Origin of the sequence: Streptomyces cyaneochromogenes (assembly GCF_003963535.1) — a bacterium.
Classification (GTDB): Bacteria; Actinomycetota; Actinomycetes; order Streptomycetales; family Streptomycetaceae; genus Streptomyces; species Streptomyces shaanxiensis.
Window position 1 is genome coordinate 1,218,658 of record NZ_CP034539.1, and the last position, 16,962, is coordinate 1,235,619.

A 16,962-nucleotide genomic window follows, 5' to 3' on the forward strand; every position below is an offset into this window, starting at 1 on the left:
TCCACGGGGAGTCACTCCACCATCTCGTCATGTTCACGCCCATCACAGGACGCGGTATCACACTTCCATACGCACGCCCCGCACGACTCGTCCGGCAGTTCCCACCGAAGGAGCCCCGAAGTGCCGAACCACAGCCGAGTCACGCGCCGTCTGGGCCTGAAGGCCGCGTTGGCCGCCGCGGCCACCGCGCCTCTCTCCAGTACAGCACTGCCGATGTCCTCCGCCTCCGCCGGCGAACGTCCGGCCCGTCGGCAGCTGCAGGTGATGTCCTTCAACCTGCGTTTCGCGAGCACCACCGAGCCCAACAGCTGGACCGTGCGCAGACCGGTGATGCGCGAGCTCCTGCGCCGCGAGGCGCCGCACGTCATCGGAACCCAGGAGGGCGTCTTCTCGCAGCTGCTCGACATCGACGCCGACCTCGGCCCGCGCTACGACTGGGTGGGCGCCGGCCGGCTGCACGGCAGCAGCGACGAGTCCATGGCGATCTTCTACGACTCCCGTCGCCTGCGCCCGACCGAGTACGACCACTTCTGGCTCTCCGACACCCCGAACGTGATCGGCTCCAACACCTGGGGCGCGGCCTTCGCCCGCATGGTCACCTGGATCCGCTTCCGCGATCTGGCCGACGGCGCACGGGAGTTCTACGTGCTCAACACCCACTTCGACCATGTGAGCCAGTACGCGCGCGAGCGCAGCGCCTCGCTCATCGCCCAGCGGATCGCCGGCTTCGACCGCTCCCTGCCGGTCGTGGTGACCGGCGACTTCAACGTCGCCGCCCACAGGAACACGGTGTACGACACGCTGCTCGGCGCCGGTCTCGTCGACACCTGGGACACCGCGGCCGAGCGCAGCGCGCTGTACGGGACCTTCCACGGCTACAAGCCGCTGACGCCGAACGGCGACCGCATCGACTGGGTCCTGGGCACGCCCGGCGTCACGACGCACCGGGCGACGATCAACACGTTCTCCGCCGACGGCCAGTTCCCGAGCGACCATCTGCCCGTCCAGGCGTCCCTGACCCTGGGATGAGCAAAGGCCCCCGTGACCGTCGGAACGGTCACGGGGGCCTCGATGCGCCTGTTCGGGGATCAGCCCTTGCGGGACTTGATCTCCTCGGTCAGGGCGGGGACGACGTCGAAGAGGTCGCCGACCACGCCGTAGTCGACCAGCTCGAAGATCGGGGCCTCGGCGTCCTTGTTGATCGCCACGATCGTCTTCGAGGTCTGCATGCCCGCGCGGTGCTGGATCGCGCCGGAGATACCGGAGGCGATGTACAGCTGCGGGGAGACCGACTTACCGGTCTGGCCGACCTGGTTGGTGTGCGGGTACCAGCCGGCGTCCACCGCGGCACGCGAGGCACCGACGGCCGCGCCGAGGGAGTCGGCGAGAGCCTCGATGATCGCGAAGTTCTCCGCGCCGTTGACGCCACGGCCACCGGAGACCACGATCGCGGCCTCGGTCAGCTCCGGACGCCCGGTCGACTCACGCGGCGTGCGCGCGGTCACCTTGGTGCCGGTGGCCTGGGCGGAGAAGGACACGGACAGGGCCTCGACCGCACCGGCGGCCGGAGCGGCCTCCACGGCGGCCGAGTTCGGCTTGACCGTGATGACCGGGGTGCCCTTGGAGACACGGGACTTGGTGGTGAAGGAGGCCGCGAACACCGACTGGGTGGCCACCGGGCCCTCGTCGCCGGCCTCGAGGTCGATGGCGTCGGTGATGATGCCGGAGCCGATGCGCAGCGCCAGACGCGCGGCGATCTCCTTGCCCTCGGCGGAGGAGGGTACGAGGACGGCGGCCGGGGAGACGGCCTCGACGGCGGCCTGCAGGGCGTCGACCTTCGGGACGACCAGGTAGTCGGCGTACTCGGCGGCCTCGTGGGTGAGGACCTTGACCGCGCCGTGCTCGGCGAGCGCGGCGGCGGTGTCGGCGGCGCCGTTGCCCAGCGCGACGGCGACGGGCTCGCCGACGCGGCGGGCCAGGGTCAGCAGCTCCAGGGTGGGCTTGCGGACGGCACCGTCCACGTGGTCGACGTAGACGAGAACTTCAGCCATGGGATTGCTCTCCTGCGGATTGCGAAGTCTGAGGGGCGGAAGGGGAGTTGAGCCTCAGGCGGGCCAGGGACCCTTAGATGAACTTCTGGCTCGCGAGGTACTCGGCGAGCTGCTTGCCGCCCTCGCCCTCGTCCTTGACGATCGTGCCGGCGGTGCGGGCCGGACGCTCGGCCGCGGCGTCCACGACGGTGTACGCACCCTCCAGGCCGACCTCCTCCGCCTCGATGTCGAGGTCGGACAGGTCCCAGGACTGAACCGGCTTCTTCTTGGCGGCCATGATGCCCTTGAAGGACGGGTAGCGCGCCTCGCCCGACTGGTCGGTGACCGACACGACGGCCGGCAGGGACGCCTCGAGCTGCTCGGAGGCGGCGTCGCCGTCCCGGCGACCCTTGACCGTGCCGTCCTCGACCGAGACCTCGGACAGCAGGGTGACCTGCGGGACGCCCAGACGCTCGGCCAGCAGCGCCGGTACGACACCCATGGTGCCGTCGGTGGAGGCCATGCCGGAGATGACCAGGTCGTACCCGGCCTTCTCGACGGCCTTGGCCAGCACCAGCGAGGTGCCCAGGGCGTCGGTGCCGTGCAGGTCGTCGTCCTCGACGTGGATGGCCTTGTCGGCACCCATGGACAGCGCCTTGCGCAGCGCGTCCTTGGCGTCCTCCGGGCCCACCGTCAGGACGGTGATCTCCACGTCGTCGTCGGAGTTCTCGGAGATCTGCAGCGCCTGCTCGACCGCGTACTCGTCGAGCTCGGAGAGCAGACCGTCCACGTCGTCCCGGTCGACGGTCAGGTCATCGGCGAAGTGCCGGTCGCCAGTGGCGTCGGGCACGTACTTCACAGTGACAACGATCCTCAAGCTCACGCCGGCTCTCCTACTGCGTCGACATTTCTCTGCTGCCTACTTGCAGGCAGCATAGGCGCCCCAAGCGGCCGATCCCGATCGGGGCGACCCGCGCTCCGAGCGAAATATTACTCGTCAGTACACCCAGTTCTCGCTCGCTAAGCAAGCGCTTTGAACTGTGACCTTTGCAACGCAGCGTAATCGGAGTTCGACGGCTTCGCAGAACGACGCAGGGGCTGATCGGTCACATCGGCACGGTGAGGTCAGTCACGCAGGCCGTTGAACCGGCCCTGGTGGTACAGGAGCGGACGTCCGGGACCGGCGGGATCACCGAGGACGAGCTCGGCCAGCACGATGCGGTGATCGCCCGCGGGCACCCGCCCCACGATCCGGCAGACCATCCAGGCGAGGACGTCGTCGAGAACGGGGACGCCCTCGGGTCCCTCACGCCAGGCCGTGGGCGAGCCAAAACGGTCGGCACCGCTGCGGGCGAAGGTGGCGGCCAGTTCCTGCTGGTGCTCGCCGAGTATGTGGACGCCGACGTGGTCCGTGGCGGATATCGCGGGCCAGCTGGAGGCGCCGGTGCCGATGCCGAAGGAGAGCAGCGGGGGCTCGGCGGAGACGGAGCTGAGGGAGGTGGCGGTGAAGCCGACCGGGCCCGACTCACCGCGGGCGGTGATCACGGCCACTCCGGCGGCATGCCGCCGGAAGACGGAGCGGAGCAGGTCGGGAGTGGCGAGCTGGGCTGTGCCGAGGTCGGACGTGGCCGTCATGGAGTTGTCCTTCTGCGAGGGGAGGCGTACGGACCGGCGACTGCTCAACGGCCCGGACAGCACGCGCTCGCGGTGCGGGCCAGGTCGACATGGGCCCGCCCGAAGAGAAGGAGTTCCTCTGGCATACGGTCAGGCTGACGATAGATGGCGTGCACAGTCAAGTACGTTCCGCTATGTGGGAGATGACTCACCCTCCCCGTGAAGTCCGTCAAACCGCCTCCCCCAGAGCCGCGATCACGTCCGCCTTGCGGGGCTGGCCGGTGGCCCGCCGTACGACGTTGCCGTCGGCGTCGAGGACGAGCACGGTCGGTGTCTTGAGGATGCCGAGCCGGCGTACGAGGTCCAGGTGGTCCTCGGCGTCGATCTCGACGTGGGTCACGCCCGGGACCATGCCGGCGACCTCGCCGAGCACCCGCCGGGTGGCCCGGCAGGGGGCGCAGAAGGCGCTGGAGAACTGCACGAGGGTGGCGCGCTCACCGAGCGCCTCGCCCAACTCGGCCGCCCCGAGCCGCTTTCCGTCGTCGCGCCCGCGCACCCGTACTCTCCCGCTCCGCCGCCGGTGCAGCACTCCATAGGCGCTCGCCACCGCGAGCACCACCACACACACCACAAGTCCGGTCATCACCCTCCTCAAGCATTCACGAGACTGCAAAGATTCCCGACTCCCCCGAGCCTTGCCACTGCGGAATGCTTGATTCATGGACATCGATGTGAGGGGGCCCCGCTTCGGCGCGGCCCTGACGACCGTGGTGCTCGCGGTCGCCCTGGTCACCGCAAGCGCCTGGGTTCTGGCCTGGCAGACGCTTGCCTTCGCGCTGGGCGCGGCGGGCGGGGTGTCCCGTTCGCCGTACGGCTGGCTGTTCCGCAAGGCCGTACGCCCCCGGATCGGGCCGCCGACCGAGTTCGAGGCGCCCGAACCCCCGCGGTTCGCCCAGGCGGTGGGGCTGCTCTTCGCGGGCCTGGGGCTCGTCGGCTACACGCTCGGGCCCGACTGGCTGGGGCTCGCCGCGACCGGTGCCGCGCTCGCGGCCGCCTTCCTGAACGCCGTGTTCGGGTACTGCCTGGGCTGCGAGATGTACCTGCTCGTCCGGCGGGTGACGGTGCGCGCAGAGTAAGGGCCGCGGCCGAATCCGGGGTGGATCGCTGGGCCGACGTGACGAGGATCTCGCCCTTCCCAGGCACTTGGGCTTGGCCCTCGGCCGTTCTTGGGGCACGATCTGCGACATGCCGTATACCTACGGCTCCGTAACTTTCCCACTGGGAGCTTCCTTCCCAGGCAAAGAAGGAAGGGTCCACCCCGTCCATGGCAGAGCTTGTCTACCGTCCCGTCGTCGGTTTCGCCCAGACGTTGTTCAAGGCGTGGGACCTCAAGATCGACTGCAAGGGGTCGGAGAACATTCCGCGCTCGGGCGGCGCTGTGCTGGTGAGCAACCACATCAGCTACCTGGACTTCGTCTTCAACGGGCTGGCGGCGCTCCCGCAGAAACGTCTCGTTCGTTTCATGGCGAAGGAGTCCGTCTTCCGGCACAAGATCTCGGGTCCGCTGATGCGCGGCATGAAGCACATCCCGGTGGACCGCAAGCAGGGCGAGGCGGCGTACGCCCACGCGCTCGACTCACTCAAGTCCGGGGAGATCGTCGGGGTCTTCCCCGAGGCCACCATCTCGCAGTCGTTCACGCTGAAGAGCTTCAAGTCGGGTGCCGCGCGACTGGCCCAGGAGGCGGGCGTACCGCTGGTCCCGATGGCCGTGTGGGGCACGCAGCGGCTGTGGACCAAGGGCCACCCGCGCAACTTCAAGCGCAGCCACACCCCGATCACGATCCGGGTCGGCGAGGCCATCGAGGCGTCCAAGGACAAGTACGCGGGTGCGATCACCCGCCAGCTGCGCGAGCGCGTCCAGGAACTCCTGGAGGCCGCGCAGCGGGCGTATCCGGTGCGCCCGAAGGACGCCAACGACACCTGGTGGATGCCGGCCCACCTCGGCGGTACCGCACCGACGCCGGAGCAGGTGCGCGAGGCCGAGGCGCGCTGAGACCTACGGGTTTCAGGAGGCCGGGGGACGGACCGTGATCCGCGCTCCCGGGCTGAACTTCTCCAGCAGTTCGGCGAGTTCGGCCGCCGCCCGCTCGACGTCGGGGACGGGCATCGGCGCCAGGCTCTCCAGCAGGAAGACACCCGAGGTGGTCTCCTCGGTGAGCCGGGTGCGCGGCCCCTGGCGCCAGTTCCAGCGGCGGCAGGTCACGCCGGCCTCGTCACGCCACACGACCTCGCCCGCGTCGGGGTGCTCGACGACCTCCTCGCCGCCCGCGACGGTCACGAAGTTCTCCTCGCCGGTCGCCCGCACGAGGTGCATACCGCCCTCGATGCGGTCGATGTCCTCCCCGCCCACGGGGATGAGGTGGGCGACGCTGATGGCGTTGTAGAGGTCCACCAGCTGGTTGATGCGGGGCAGCCCCGCGTCCGACAGGGCCCGCTTGGCCAGCGCCTCCGCGGAGTTGCGGGTGCGGGACGGCTTCGACCCGAACGCCGTGTAGGCCTCCCGCCAGGCCACCATGTGCGGGTCCTCGTGCGGAGCGCGCCCGTCCAGACGGACGGCGAGGCGGCGGGCCGCGTCGTCGAGCAGCGCGGAACTGGCCTCGGTGGTCGGGCCGTTGACCAGGCCGTGCGCCTCGATCGCCACGTGGGTGAAGCCCGGCGCGAGGGCGCGTACTTCGTCGGACACGGTCAGGGAGAGAGTCATCGTCTGCCTCAGAGTGCGGTGGGGAGCGTCTTCCACAGATACGGCCGGTCAGGGGCGGCCTTGAGGACACCGAGCACGGCCGGGTGTGGTTCAGCGTACAGGACCGGATAGTCCAGCTCGCTGGACTTGGCGTCGGCCACGAAGGCCAGCTGCTCGCCGTCGAGCGAGAAGCGGGCGTCCACTCCCGGCTTGTTGCCGCGCGGATCCTGCCGATGCCACGCGCCGTTGAACCGTACGGCGATCATGCCGTGCACGGCGTATCCGTCACCGTCGTCGTGCGCGAGGCGCTGGTAGCACAGCGCGGTGGGGATGTCCTCGGCCCGCAGCAGCGCGGCCAGCGCGTGCGCCTTGGCGTAGCAGATGCCGGTGCCCTGTTCCAGGACGTCGGAGGCCCGCCAGGTGACACGCATGTCCCCGGAGTCCTGTGAGTGCACGATGGTGTCACGCACGAACTCGAAGGCCAAGCGCGCATAGGCATACGAGTCATCGGCCGCATTCGCGAGACGCGCAGCCGTCTCCAGGACGACCGGATGGCCATGATCGATGGCCTCGTCCGCAACCAAGTACGCGGAAAGATCAGGGGTGTTCTGGATCAGCTCCATGCGCACAGAGCATAGGAAAGCGATCACCCGGCAGTCAATTACTTTCCGAGTGATCGCATACCTATGCACAACGTCCTAGCGGGCCGTCTCCTCCTTCAGCGCCGCCACGAACGCGTCCACGTCCTCCTCAGTCGTGTCGAACGCGCACATCCAGCGCACGACGCCCGCCGCCTCGTCCCAGAAGTAGAAGCGGAACCTCTTCTGCAGGCGCTCGCTCACGTCGTGCGGGAGCTTGGCGAAGACGCCGTTGGCCTGCACCGGGTAGAGGATCTCCACGCCGTGGACGGCGCGTACGCCCTCGGCGAGACGCTGGGCCATCTCGTTGGCGTGCCGGGCGTTGCGCAGCCACAGGTCCTTGGCGAGCAGGGCCTCCAGCTGCACCGACACGAAGCGCATCTTGGAGGCGAGCTGCATGGACAGCTTGCGCAGGTGCTTCATGTGACTGACGGCGTCCTGGTTGAGGACGACGACGGCCTCGCCGAACAGGGCGCCGTTCTTCGTGCCGCCGAGGGAGAGGATGTCCACGCCGACCGCGTCGGTGAACGTCCGCATGGGCACGTTCAGGGAGGCGGCCGCGTTGGCTATCCGGGAGCCGTCCAGGTGCACCTTCATGCCGTGCGCGTGGGCGTGCTCGCAGATCGCGCGGATCTCGTCCGGCGTGTACAGGGTGCCGAGCTCGGTGCTCTGGGTGATCGAGACGACCTGCGGCATCGCGCGGTGCTCGTCCTCCCAGCCGTACGCCTGCCGGTCGATCAGCTCGGGCGTGAGCTTGCCGTCGGGTGTGGGCACGGTGAGCAGCTTCAGCCCGCCCATCCGCTCCGGGGCGCCGCCCTCGTCGACGTGGATGTGCGCGCTCTCCGCGCAGATCACCGCACCCCAGCGGTCGGTGACCGCCTGGAGTGCGACGACGTTCGCGCCGGTGCCGTTGAAGACCGGGAACGCCTCCGCCGTGGCGCCGAAGTGGCTGCGGATGATCCGCTGGAGGTTCTCGGTGTAGTCGTCCTCGCCGTACGCGACCTGGTGCCCGCCGTTGGCCAGGGCAAGGGCGGCGAGCACCTCCGGGTGCGCGCCGGCGTAATTGTCACTGGCGAAGCCGCGGACGTCCGGGTCGTGATGACGCCGGGCGTCGGTCTTCGGAGGGTTCACGGCTTCTCGGTCAGCCACAGACGGTTTCCGTTCACTTCGGCGGCGGGCTTGTCCCAGACGCCGACGACAGCGTCGGCCAGGTCCTTGACGTCCGTGAAGCCCGCGAACTTCGCGTTGGGTCGCTCGGCGCGCATCGCGTCGTGCACCAGCGCCTTCACCACCAGGATGGCAGCCGCGGACGTCGGGCCCTCGGCGCCCCCGGCCTTGCGGAAGGCGTCGGCCAGCGCGAGCGTCCAGGCCTCGGCGGCGGCCTTCGCGGCGGCATACGAGGCGTTGCCCGCGGTCGGCTTCGAGGCGCCGGCGGCGCTGATCAGCACGTACCGGCCGCGGTCGCTGCGCTGCAGGGCCTCGTAGAAGGCGAGCGACGTGTGCTGCACGGTGCGGATCAGCAGCAGCTCCAGGAAGTCCCAGTCGTCGAGGCTGGTCTTGACGAAGGTCTCGCTGCCGCGCCAGCCGCCGACGAGGTGGACCAGGCCGTCGACGCGCCCGAAGTCCTTCTCGATGTGGTCGGCCCAGTCACGGGCGGACTGCAGGTCGAGCAGGTCGACGGGCTCACCGGTGACGGTCGCCCCGCCCGACGCGTAGCGGGCCGCGTCCACGGCCTCCGCGAGCCGCTCCGGGTCGTTGTCCGCGCCGACGACGGTCGCGCCCGCCTCGGCCAGTCGCAGCAGCGCCGCCCGCCCGGCGGGCCCGCCCGCGCCGGCCACCGCGATCACCGCACCGCTGAGAGCTCCGTTCCCCGCCATCTTCTTCGCCTCCTGCTGAGCCGTGTTCTCGGTGCCAAGGTCGCTCACGCGGCGACTCGCTCGGCGCTCTCCGCCGTGATGCCCTTCGTGGAGGCGATCACGTTCTTCAGCTTCTTGGAGAGAGCCTCATAGAACATGCTCAGCGGAAACTCGTCCGGAAGCACGTCATCGACGAGTTTGCGTGGCGGCTGGGTCAGGTCCAGGGCGTCCGGACCCTTGGCCCAGCGGGAGCCCGGGTGGGGGGCGAGATAGGTGGAGACGAGCTCGTAGCCGGCGAACCAGTGGACGAGCTTGGGGCGGTCGATGCCGTCGCGGTACAGGTTCTCGATCTCGGCGCACAGCTGGTTGGTGACCTGCGGGGCACGGTCCCAGTCGATGTGCAGCTTGTTGTCGGTCCAGCGGACGACGTCGTGCTTGTGCAGGTAGGCGAAGAGGAGCTGGCCGCCGAGGCCGTCGTAGTTGCGCACGCGCTCGCCGGTGACCGGGAAGCGGAACATGCGGTCGAACAGCACGGCGTACTGCACGTCACGGGCCTGCGGTACGCCGTCCGCCTGCAGCTTCACGGCCTCCTTGAAGGCGGTGAGGTCGCAGCGCAGCTCCTCGAGGCCGTACATCCAGAACGGCTGGCGCTGCTTGATCATGAACGGGTCGAACGGCAGGTCGCCGTGGCTGTGGGTGCGGTCGTGGACCATGTCCCACAGGACGAAGGCCTCCTCGCAGCGCTTCTGGTCGTGGACCATCGCGGCGATGTCCTCGGGCAGGTCGAGGCCCAGGATGTCGACGGCGGCGTCGGTGACCCGGCGGAAGCGGGCGGCCTCTCGGTCGCAGAAGATGCCGCCCCAGCTGAAGCGCTCGGGCGCCTCGCGCACGGCGATCGTCTCGGGGAAGAGAACGGCGGAGTTGGTGTCGTACCCGGCCGTGAAGTCCTCGAACTTGATGCCGCAGAACAGCGGGTTGTCGTAGCGGGTGCGCTCCAGCTCGGCCAGCCAGTGGGGCCAGACCATGCGCAGGACGACCGCCTCGAGGTTGCGGTCGGGGTTGCCGTTCTGCGTGTACATCGCGAAGACGACCAGGTGCTGGAGGCCGTCGGCGCGGCCCGCGGCCGGCTGGAAGGCCAGCAGCGAGTCGAGGAAGTCGGGCACCGCGAAGCCGCCCTCGGCCCAGCGGTTCAGGTCCTTCACCAGGGCCTGGTGGTAAGCGGCGTCGTGCGGCAGCAGCGGGGAGAGCTCCTCGACGGCCTCCACGACACGCCGTACGGCGGCCTCGGCGTCCGCGCGGGAGGGCGCGTCCTCGGCCTCGAAGTCGATCGACCCGTCCTTGGACTGCCATGGCCGGATGCGTTCCACGGCGTCCTTGAGCACCGGCCACGCCGGGTGCTCGACCACCCTGGTCGCGGGAGGAATCCGATCCTCCGTAGCCGCCTGCACAAGAATTTCCGTCATGTCCCATCCTCCACGGGAGAACCTCGCGTTTGGACACCGTATGCACACGAGGTTTCTCTCAGCAAGAGGAAGCTCGGGAAATTATCCTGCATGTCGCCAAGGTCACCGAACTTTTTCCTGCCGGTCATCGAGACGGCGAATACTCCGGCAGCGCGTGGGCATACGCGGAGCCGACCGACGCATACCGGTCAATCGCCACGGGACTCGCCCACGCCAGGGTGACCATCCGGAGGCGCATGATCCAGCTACGACATGTCCAGCGCCGCAAACGCAGTGCACACGTGGGGTTCATCACGCCCCTGGACCACTAGGCTGCGGCACTGCCGCGTGAACAGTCCGCTCCGGTTCGCGCGTGAGCCGAGCCGCCGTCGACGGAAGCGAGTTGAATCTTGAACTTCCTTACCATCGGTCACCGCGGAGTCATGGGTGTCGAACCCGAGAACACCCTCCGTTCCTTCGTCGCCGCCCAGCAGGCGGGCCTCGACGTCATCGAACTCGATCTCCACCTGAGCAAGGACGGCGCCCTCGTCGTCATGCACGACACCGACGTGGACCGCACGACCGACGGCACCGGCCCGATCGCCGACAAGACCCTCGCCGAGCTGCGCGCCCTGGACGCGGGCCGCGGCGAGCAGGTGCCGGTCTTCGAAGAGGTCCTCGACGCCGTGCGCTCGCCGCTGCAGGCCGAGATCAAGGACGTCGCGGCGGCACGGGCGCTCGCCGAGGTCATGACCAGGCGGGACCTGGTCTCCCGGGTCGAGGTGTCCTCGTTCCACGACGAGGCGGTCGCCGAGATCGCCCGCCTGGTGCCCGGTGTACGGACCGCGCTGATCGCCAGCCGCTACGGCACCGACATCGTGGAGCGCGCCGTCGAGGTCGGCGCGGCGACCGTCTGCCTGAACATCCGCCGGCTCACCCTGGAGGTCGTGGAGCACGCGCGCAAGGCGGACCTCAGGATCATCGGCTGGGTGGTCAACACCCAGGACCACCTGCGGCTCGTACGGGCTCTGGGACTGGACGGCGCGACCACCGACTACCCGGAGATCAAGCGCACGGGCCGTTTCACGGCCTAGTCGCCCACCGGCGGAACGATTATGCGAGTTCCTTGACCAGGAGCTCGAATTGCAGGTCGTCGCGCTGCGGGATGCCGAAGCGCTCGTCGCCGTACGGGAACGGGGTCATCCGGCCCGTACGGCGGTAGCCGCGACGCTCGTACCAGGCGATGAGGTCGTTCCGTACGGAGATCACGGTCATGTGCATCTCGCGCACGCCCCAGGCCGCACGGGCCTGCCGCTCCGCCTCCGTGATGATCACCTTGCCGAGGCCGGCGCCCTGGAGTGCGGGGCTGACCGCGAACATCCCGAAGTAGGCGTGGGCATCGCGGTGTTCGAGCTGGCAGCAGGCGACGACCTGCCCGTCCCGCTCGACCGTCAGCAGTCGGCTGTCGGGCGACTTGATGACCGCCAGCACCCCTTCCGGGTCGGTCCGCTGCCCTTCGAGGATGTCCGCCTCCGTCGTCCACCCGGCCCGGCTGGAGTCGCCGCGGTAGGCGGACTCGATCAGCACGACCAGCGTGTCCACGTCGGCGTCGGTGGCGTCCCGGAAGGTGAGTCCGGAGGCGGCGGGGGTCGCGGCGGTTTCCATGGGGCGCTTCTCCAGTTCTCGGGCGCGGCTCGGGCACCGCTGAGCGTAACGCGCCATTAGGCTCCGGCTGCATGGTGCACGTACTGAGCGGACGGACCCTCCTCCAGCCCCTCGACCCCGAGCGTTCCCGGGTCTTCTACGGGGAGCAACTGGGCCTGGCCGTATACCGCGAGTTCGGGACGGGTCCGGAGCGCGGCACCGTCTACTTCCTGGGCGGGGGCTTCCTGGAGGTCTCGGGGCGGTCCGAGACGCCGCCCTCCCCCAACGTCCGGCTCTGGATGCAGGTCGCGGACGTGGCGGCGGCGCACGACGAACTGCGCGCGAAGGGCGTCGAGATCGAGCGGCCTCCGGTGAAGGAGCCGTGGGGCCTGGTCGAGATGTGGATCGCCGACCCGGACGGGACGCGGATCGTGCTGGTGGAGGTGCCCGCGGACCATCCGCTGCGCTACCGGCCCGGAATCTAGGGCCGGTGTTCCCAGCCTCGGTCGGTGCGGGTCAGCTCCCGGAAGCCGGCCGAGGTCAGGTGGGTGATCGCCGTGCCGTCGGCGGCCGCTTCGTAGGCGAGGAGGCGGTCCACGCCGCACAGGCGCAGCCAGTCGGCGGCCTGCCCCAGCAGCCAGTGCTCCAGGCCCTCGCCGTGCGCCGACGGGTCGATGTGCAGGTTGCCGATGTCGGCGAGGCCGAGGCCCCGGGTATGGCGTTCGGGGCGGGACAGGGCGGTGTCGACCTCGATGAAACCGAGGGCACGGCCGCCGGCGTACGCCGTCAGACGCGTGCCGCACTCCCCCAGCGTGCGCTGGACGGTGACGCCGGGCCGGGGCTTGTGGGGCGGCAGGTCGGTCACCCGCGCGATCAGGATCACCTCGGTGTCGCCGACGTGCCGGAAGCCCGAGCGTTCGTAGAGGGCCCGGATGTGCGGCCAGTTGCGGGGCAGTCCGTAGACGGCCGGGGCCGGGAGGTCGCCGCTCGCGTACCGGACGCGTACGTTCCAGCGGGCCAGCCGGGCCAGGCAGGCGCTCATCAGCAGGTTCGCGGCCTCGTCGGAGTCCGGCCAGAAGGTGGCAGGCGGACGGCAGAGAAGCCAGTCGATCTCTCCGGTGTCCCGGTGGTCCGCGCCCACCTCGTCGTCCGCCCGGTAGCGCAGCAGATGGGCCGCGGCCACGACGTGGTCGCGCTGCTCGGCGACGAGGGTGACGCGCTCGCTCACCCAGGGGTCGGTGATGAACTCGTCCGGCTGTCGCTCCAGAGCGCTGAGCACCGTGTTCACGGAGACGGAGACGCCGGGAACGACGGTCGCGACATGCAGGTTGATCAGTTCGGTGAGCTGGTCGCGGTCGGCACGGCGGAAGGGGCGCACTTCGAGCGCGGGCATGGGGGACCTCCGGTCGGAGAACGGTGTCGGGAGGCCGCCATGCGATGCGGTACGGGGTCGAGCGTACGGCGTCGGCGGGGCCGGGCTCCAGTGGGTTTCGCCGGATGGCCGGGGTCCGGGGCGGGGCTTAGCGTGCTGAAGGGGGTTTCCTTCGGAAGGAACGCCATGAAGCTCGACAAGCCGGTGACCGGTGGGCCCTGCTGGACCGAGCTCGGGACCAGTGACCTGGCATCCGCCAAGCGGTTCTACGAGGGGTTGTTCGGCTGGCGGGCCGAGACCGATCCGCGTCAGGAGGCGGGCGGCTACACGATCGCGCACCTCGGGGACGCGGCGGTGGCCGCGCTGACCCCGCTGTACCAGGAGGGGCAGCCGGTGGCGTGGAACGTGGCGTTCGCGGTGCCGGACGCGGACGCCGCCGCCGCGCAGGTGACCGAGGCCGGCGGTGTGGTGCTGGTCGGTCCGATGGACGTGTTCGACGTGGGCCGCTTCGCGGTGGCCGTCGACCCCACCGGCGCGGCCTTCCAGCTCTGGCAGGCCCGGGCTTTCCCGGGCGCGGGCGTGCTCAACGCGCCCGGCTCGCTGGGCTGGGTGGAGCTCATGACCCGGGAGCCCGAGCGGGCCGTGGACTTCTACACCACCGTGTTCGGCTGGAGCGTCAACGCCTCGGAGCGCTACACGCAGTGGGGCATCGAGGGCGCCGACTTCGGCGGCATGGTCACGATGGACGACAAGTTCCCGCACGAGGTGCCGGCGCACTGGCTGCCGTACTTCGCCGTGGCCGACGTGGACAGCACGGCGGCGGACGCCACACAGGCGGACGGCACGGTCCTGATGGAGCCCACCTCCGTCCCCGACGGACCGCGCATCGCCGTCCTGCGGGACCCGCAGGGGGCGATGTTCGGCGTGTACCGCGCGGGCTACGAGCGCTGACCGCGCCCGCCCTGGTCCAGCGGGTCACCCGGCCGCCATGGGCCCAGCGGTGTCACCACCACGCGGTCGATCACCGGCGCGTACGCGGAGCGTTGCCCGTGCGCGTTCCTGGACTCCCCGTCGAAGTCAGGGAGTTCGTCGGCGGTGAAGGTGAGGGTGTTGACGCCCGGGGCGAGGGCGACGGGGACGGTGAGGGTCCGGAAGGCGTTGAAGTGGAAGGTGGTGGGGAACAGGACCCGGTGCGGATCACCGCCGTTGACCGTGATGTCGGCGTGGCGGCAGATCGGGTCCGGATTGTAGTGGGTGGCCGGGGCCTGTTCGCCGTTGGAGTAGCGGATCGTCAGGGCGTGACGGCCGGCGTGCTCGGCCGTGACCGTCAGGGTGAGGGCGTTGTCGGGGCCGGCACCGATGCCGTCCACGGCCTTTCCGCCGGTGGCGTACGGGTACGCGGTCACGTGCGCGGTGCCGGTGAGGATGCCGTCCTCGGCGGCGTACGCCGTGCCGGCCAGCAGGCCGCGGGACGGGCCGACGCGCAGCCGGTCGACTATCAGGCGTTCCGAGGTGCCGGTGACCGTGATCTTGTTGATGCCGCCGGCCAGGAAGAGCGGCAGCGCCCCCTCCTCGGCACGGCCGACCTCCTCCCCGTTGACCGTCACGACGCCTTCTCCGGGCCCGAGCCGGTCGACGGTGACCGTCGCCTCGCCGTCGTCGGCCGCGTGCACCCAGAAGGTCGCGGTGCCGCCCCGGGGCAGTACGGCGACGCCGGGGCCCGAGGCACCGCGGTGGGCGTGGCTGACGCGGGTGCCCTCGCGCAGGTCCGCGTACTCGGCGTCGTGGAGAGCGGGGCCCTCGGTGTCGCGCAGGGTGAGGTCCAGCTTGTCGATGACGGTGTCGCCCCTGGTGGCGCCGAGGTCCGGGTCCTGCGCGGCCAGGGTGATCCGGTGCCTGCCCGCGGTGAGTTCGGCCGTGGTGTCGGTGTGGCCCCACACCGCCGGCTTGTAGCCGAGCGGCAGCAGCAGTTCGCGCGGCCCCTCGCCGTCGACGCGCAGGAAGACGTTGGTGGGTCCCGCCTCGCGGACCAGCTCGGCCTCGTTGTGGGAGTTGGCGTACACGCTGATCTCGTACGTCCCGTCCCGCGGGACCTCCACGTCGAAGGCGAGGACGCCGTCGGAGCCGGTACGCAGGCCGCCCACATGGTGACCGCCGGAGGTGGCGAACCTGTCGACGGCGGACGGGGAGCCCTCGGGGCCGTTCCTGGAGTAGCCGCCGCCGGTGTACGTCGCGTCCTCGGCCTCGTACGTCCGCCGCCACCGCACCGCGGGCGGAAGGGGCTCGGTGCCGTGGCCGCCGGGCGACAGGATCGCCTGGTACGCGGACATCTCGTCCAGGCCGGTGACGGACAGGGTCACCGTGCCGTCCACGACGGGCAGTTCGTCGTCGCGCAGCCGCGACGGCGCCTCGGAGGCTCCGACCTGGCCGGTCCAGCGGATCTCGTCGAGCCGTACGTGCACCGTCGTACCGAAGACCTCCGGGTCGACGTGCGCGAAGACGACCTCCGCGGCGCCGCCCGAGCCGCCGAACAGCACCCTGGACTGCCGTTTCGCCGTGTCCAGGGTGGCGACGCCCTGCAGGGTGTACTGCGCGTCGGGATGCGGCGCGGTGACCCGTACCGTGTTGCCGGTCATCCGGCCGTAGGCGTTGAACAGCCACCACTGGCCGTTGCCCTTGTTGGCCTCGACCACCGAGTCGTTGAGATTGCCGGCGATGTTCCAGTACGCCATGTCGGCGTCGACCTTGGACTCCTCGATGGCGGAGATCCACTGCACCATCTGGCCGGGCACGGACAGGTGGTAGTTGTGGGCGTACTCGTTGAGGTTTACGGGCAGCGGACCGATACCCAACTCCCGTTCCCAGTCGCGGTACTTGGCCACATTCGTACGCACCTCGGCGGGCGAGGACAGCTCGTGCCAGGTGATCACGTCGGGCAGTACGCCGTGCGCCTTCGCGAACTCCAGGAAGCCCCGGACCTCCGGGTAGAGGACGCAGGTGTTGGGGCCGGCGATGCGCGCCCCGGGGTGCAGGCCCTTGATGAGGTGGTAGGTCTCCTGCCAGGCGGCGAAGTAGTGGCGCGGGTCGGTGTGCCAGGAGACTCGGTCGTGGCTCCACTCCCCCTCGCCGAACATGTTGCCCTCGGGTTCGTTGAACGGGACGTACACGATGTGCTTGGCCGACTCGCCGAGCGTGAGGGCGTGTTCGACCTGACGGCGGACGACCTCCTTGAACCCGGCGAACCGTTCCGCCCCCGTGGCGCCCGGCCACTCGTAGGGGAAGCCCCGGTAAAAGTCGGGCAGGTAGACGTAGACGTCCTTGCCGCCCGCGGCGACGAAGGACGGCAGGATCTCCAGGGCGTCCGCGCCGGGATGCTGGACGCCGTCCTGGGCCTTGGTCGCGACCGTACGGACGTACATGCCCTCGACGACGGCACGGCTGGGCACGCCGTCGCCGTACAGGCCGTAGAGCGTGCCGCTCGCGCCACCGTGGAAGGGGCCGGTCTCGGTGCCGAGGTCGACGGTGAGCGTCTGCGGGCCGGGGGCTTCGGCTGCCACGGCATCCCTCCCATGTGGTTCGACATTCCGTACGTACGCCGGTTCTCCGAACCGACCGGTCGAACCTAG

General features: G+C 70.1%; 18 protein-coding genes. 6 read left to right on the top strand and 12 right to left on the bottom strand.

Annotated elements, in window-relative coordinates; all coding sequences use genetic code 11:
- The first annotated feature begins 120 nt into the window (after nt 1–120).
- Nucleotides 121–1,029, top strand: a complete 909-nt coding sequence (locus tag EJ357_RS05220) for an endonuclease/exonuclease/phosphatase family protein (protein WP_126389077.1) — start codon at nt 121–123, stop codon at nt 1,027–1,029.
- 59 nt (nt 1,030–1,088) lie between these two features.
- Here EJ357_RS05220 and EJ357_RS05225 read toward each other — a convergent pair whose 3' ends face one another.
- The 4 genes from EJ357_RS05225 to EJ357_RS05240 all read right to left on the bottom strand — a co-directional run bounded on the left by EJ357_RS05225 (nt 1,089) and on the right by EJ357_RS05240 (nt 4,287).
- Nucleotides 1,089–2,051: an electron transfer flavoprotein subunit alpha/FixB family protein gene (locus tag EJ357_RS05225; protein WP_126389079.1), complete on the bottom strand. Its 963-nt coding sequence runs from the start codon at nt 2,049–2,051 to the stop codon at nt 1,089–1,091.
- Between the two features lie 73 nt (nt 2,052–2,124).
- Nucleotides 2,125–2,913 (bottom strand): electron transfer flavoprotein subunit beta/FixA family protein, encoded by a 789-nt coding sequence (locus tag EJ357_RS05230; protein ID WP_126389081.1) that lies wholly within the window; start codon nt 2,911–2,913, stop codon nt 2,125–2,127.
- Nucleotides 2,914–3,155: 242 nt separating this feature from the next.
- Nucleotides 3,156–3,665 carry a flavin reductase family protein gene (locus EJ357_RS05235; protein WP_126389083.1) on the bottom strand — a complete coding sequence of 170 codons (510 nt, stop codon included), beginning with the start codon at nt 3,663–3,665 and terminating at the stop codon, nt 3,156–3,158.
- Between the two features lie 208 nt (nt 3,666–3,873).
- Nucleotides 3,874–4,287 carry a TlpA family protein disulfide reductase gene (locus EJ357_RS05240; RefSeq protein ID WP_126389085.1) on the bottom strand — a complete coding sequence of 138 codons (414 nt, stop codon included), beginning with the start codon at nt 4,285–4,287 and terminating at the stop codon, nt 3,874–3,876.
- 76 nt (nt 4,288–4,363) lie between these two features.
- On the opposite strand from EJ357_RS05240, the gene EJ357_RS05245 reads away from it, so the two are divergent.
- Both EJ357_RS05245 and EJ357_RS05250 read left to right on the top strand, forming a co-directional pair.
- The gene (locus EJ357_RS05245; protein ID WP_126389087.1) at nt 4,364–4,780 is read left to right on the top strand and encodes a DUF4395 domain-containing protein; all 417 of its coding nucleotides are present in this window, start codon (nt 4,364–4,366) and stop codon (nt 4,778–4,780) included.
- A gap of 188 nt (nt 4,781–4,968) precedes the next feature.
- A complete protein-coding gene (locus tag EJ357_RS05250) occupies nt 4,969–5,697 on the top strand; it encodes a lysophospholipid acyltransferase family protein (protein WP_126389089.1) in 729 nt (242 codons plus the stop codon).
- Nucleotides 5,698–5,709: 12 nt separating this feature from the next.
- Here the strand turns inward: EJ357_RS05250 and EJ357_RS05255 are convergent, their stop codons facing one another.
- The 5 genes from EJ357_RS05255 to EJ357_RS05275 form a co-directional block, all read right to left on the bottom strand.
- Entirely contained in the window at nt 5,710–6,405 is a 696-nt protein-coding gene (locus tag EJ357_RS05255) for a B3/B4 domain-containing protein (protein ID WP_126389091.1), read from the bottom strand.
- A gap of 8 nt (nt 6,406–6,413) precedes the next feature.
- Nucleotides 6,414–7,007, bottom strand: a complete 594-nt coding sequence (locus EJ357_RS05260) for a transglutaminase domain-containing protein (protein ID WP_126389093.1) — start codon at nt 7,005–7,007, stop codon at nt 6,414–6,416.
- A 75-nt stretch (nt 7,008–7,082) separates the two neighbouring features.
- A complete protein-coding gene (locus tag EJ357_RS05265; RefSeq protein WP_126389095.1) occupies nt 7,083–8,153 on the bottom strand; it encodes a threonine aldolase family protein in 1,071 nt (356 codons plus the stop codon).
- The gene (locus tag EJ357_RS05270; protein WP_126399208.1) at nt 8,150–8,899 is read right to left on the bottom strand and encodes an SDR family oxidoreductase; all 750 of its coding nucleotides are present in this window, start codon (nt 8,897–8,899) and stop codon (nt 8,150–8,152) included. Before EJ357_RS05270 ends, EJ357_RS05265 begins: the two co-directional genes overlap by 4 nt.
- 44 nt (nt 8,900–8,943) lie before the next feature.
- The gene (locus EJ357_RS05275; protein ID WP_126389097.1) at nt 8,944–10,341 is read right to left on the bottom strand and encodes a DUF6421 family protein; all 1,398 of its coding nucleotides are present in this window, start codon (nt 10,339–10,341) and stop codon (nt 8,944–8,946) included.
- A gap of 389 nt (nt 10,342–10,730) precedes the next feature.
- On the opposite strand from EJ357_RS05275, the gene EJ357_RS05280 reads away from it, so the two are divergent.
- Entirely contained in the window at nt 10,731–11,414 is a 684-nt protein-coding gene (locus EJ357_RS05280; RefSeq protein ID WP_126389099.1) for a glycerophosphodiester phosphodiesterase, read from the top strand.
- A 19-nt stretch (nt 11,415–11,433) separates the two neighbouring features.
- On the opposite strand, the gene EJ357_RS05285 is transcribed toward EJ357_RS05280, so the two are convergent.
- Complete coding sequence (locus EJ357_RS05285; RefSeq protein WP_126389101.1) at nt 11,434–11,985, bottom strand: GNAT family N-acetyltransferase; 552 nt, start codon at nt 11,983–11,985, stop codon at nt 11,434–11,436.
- 71 nt (nt 11,986–12,056) lie between these two features.
- On the opposite strand from EJ357_RS05285, the gene EJ357_RS05290 reads away from it, so the two are divergent.
- On the top strand, nt 12,057–12,449 hold the full coding sequence (locus tag EJ357_RS05290) for a VOC family protein (RefSeq protein ID WP_126389103.1): 393 nt from the start codon (nt 12,057–12,059) through the stop codon (nt 12,447–12,449).
- On the opposite strand, the gene EJ357_RS05295 is transcribed toward EJ357_RS05290, so the two are convergent.
- The gene (locus EJ357_RS05295; protein WP_126389105.1) at nt 12,446–13,357 is read right to left on the bottom strand and encodes a GNAT family N-acetyltransferase; all 912 of its coding nucleotides are present in this window, start codon (nt 13,355–13,357) and stop codon (nt 12,446–12,448) included. The genes EJ357_RS05290 and EJ357_RS05295 overlap by 4 nt on opposite strands.
- Nucleotides 13,358–13,522: 165 nt before the next feature.
- Between EJ357_RS05295 and EJ357_RS05300 the strand changes: the two genes are divergently transcribed.
- Nucleotides 13,523–14,287: a VOC family protein gene (locus EJ357_RS05300; protein WP_126389107.1), complete on the top strand. Its 765-nt coding sequence runs from the start codon at nt 13,523–13,525 to the stop codon at nt 14,285–14,287.
- Here the strand turns inward: EJ357_RS05300 and EJ357_RS05305 are convergent.
- The gene (locus EJ357_RS05305) at nt 14,275–16,893 is read right to left on the bottom strand and encodes a carbohydrate-binding protein (protein ID WP_126389109.1); all 2,619 of its coding nucleotides are present in this window, start codon (nt 16,891–16,893) and stop codon (nt 14,275–14,277) included. The two genes, EJ357_RS05300 and EJ357_RS05305, sit on opposite strands and share 13 nt — an antisense overlap.
- Nucleotides 16,894–16,962 lie beyond the last annotated feature (69 nt).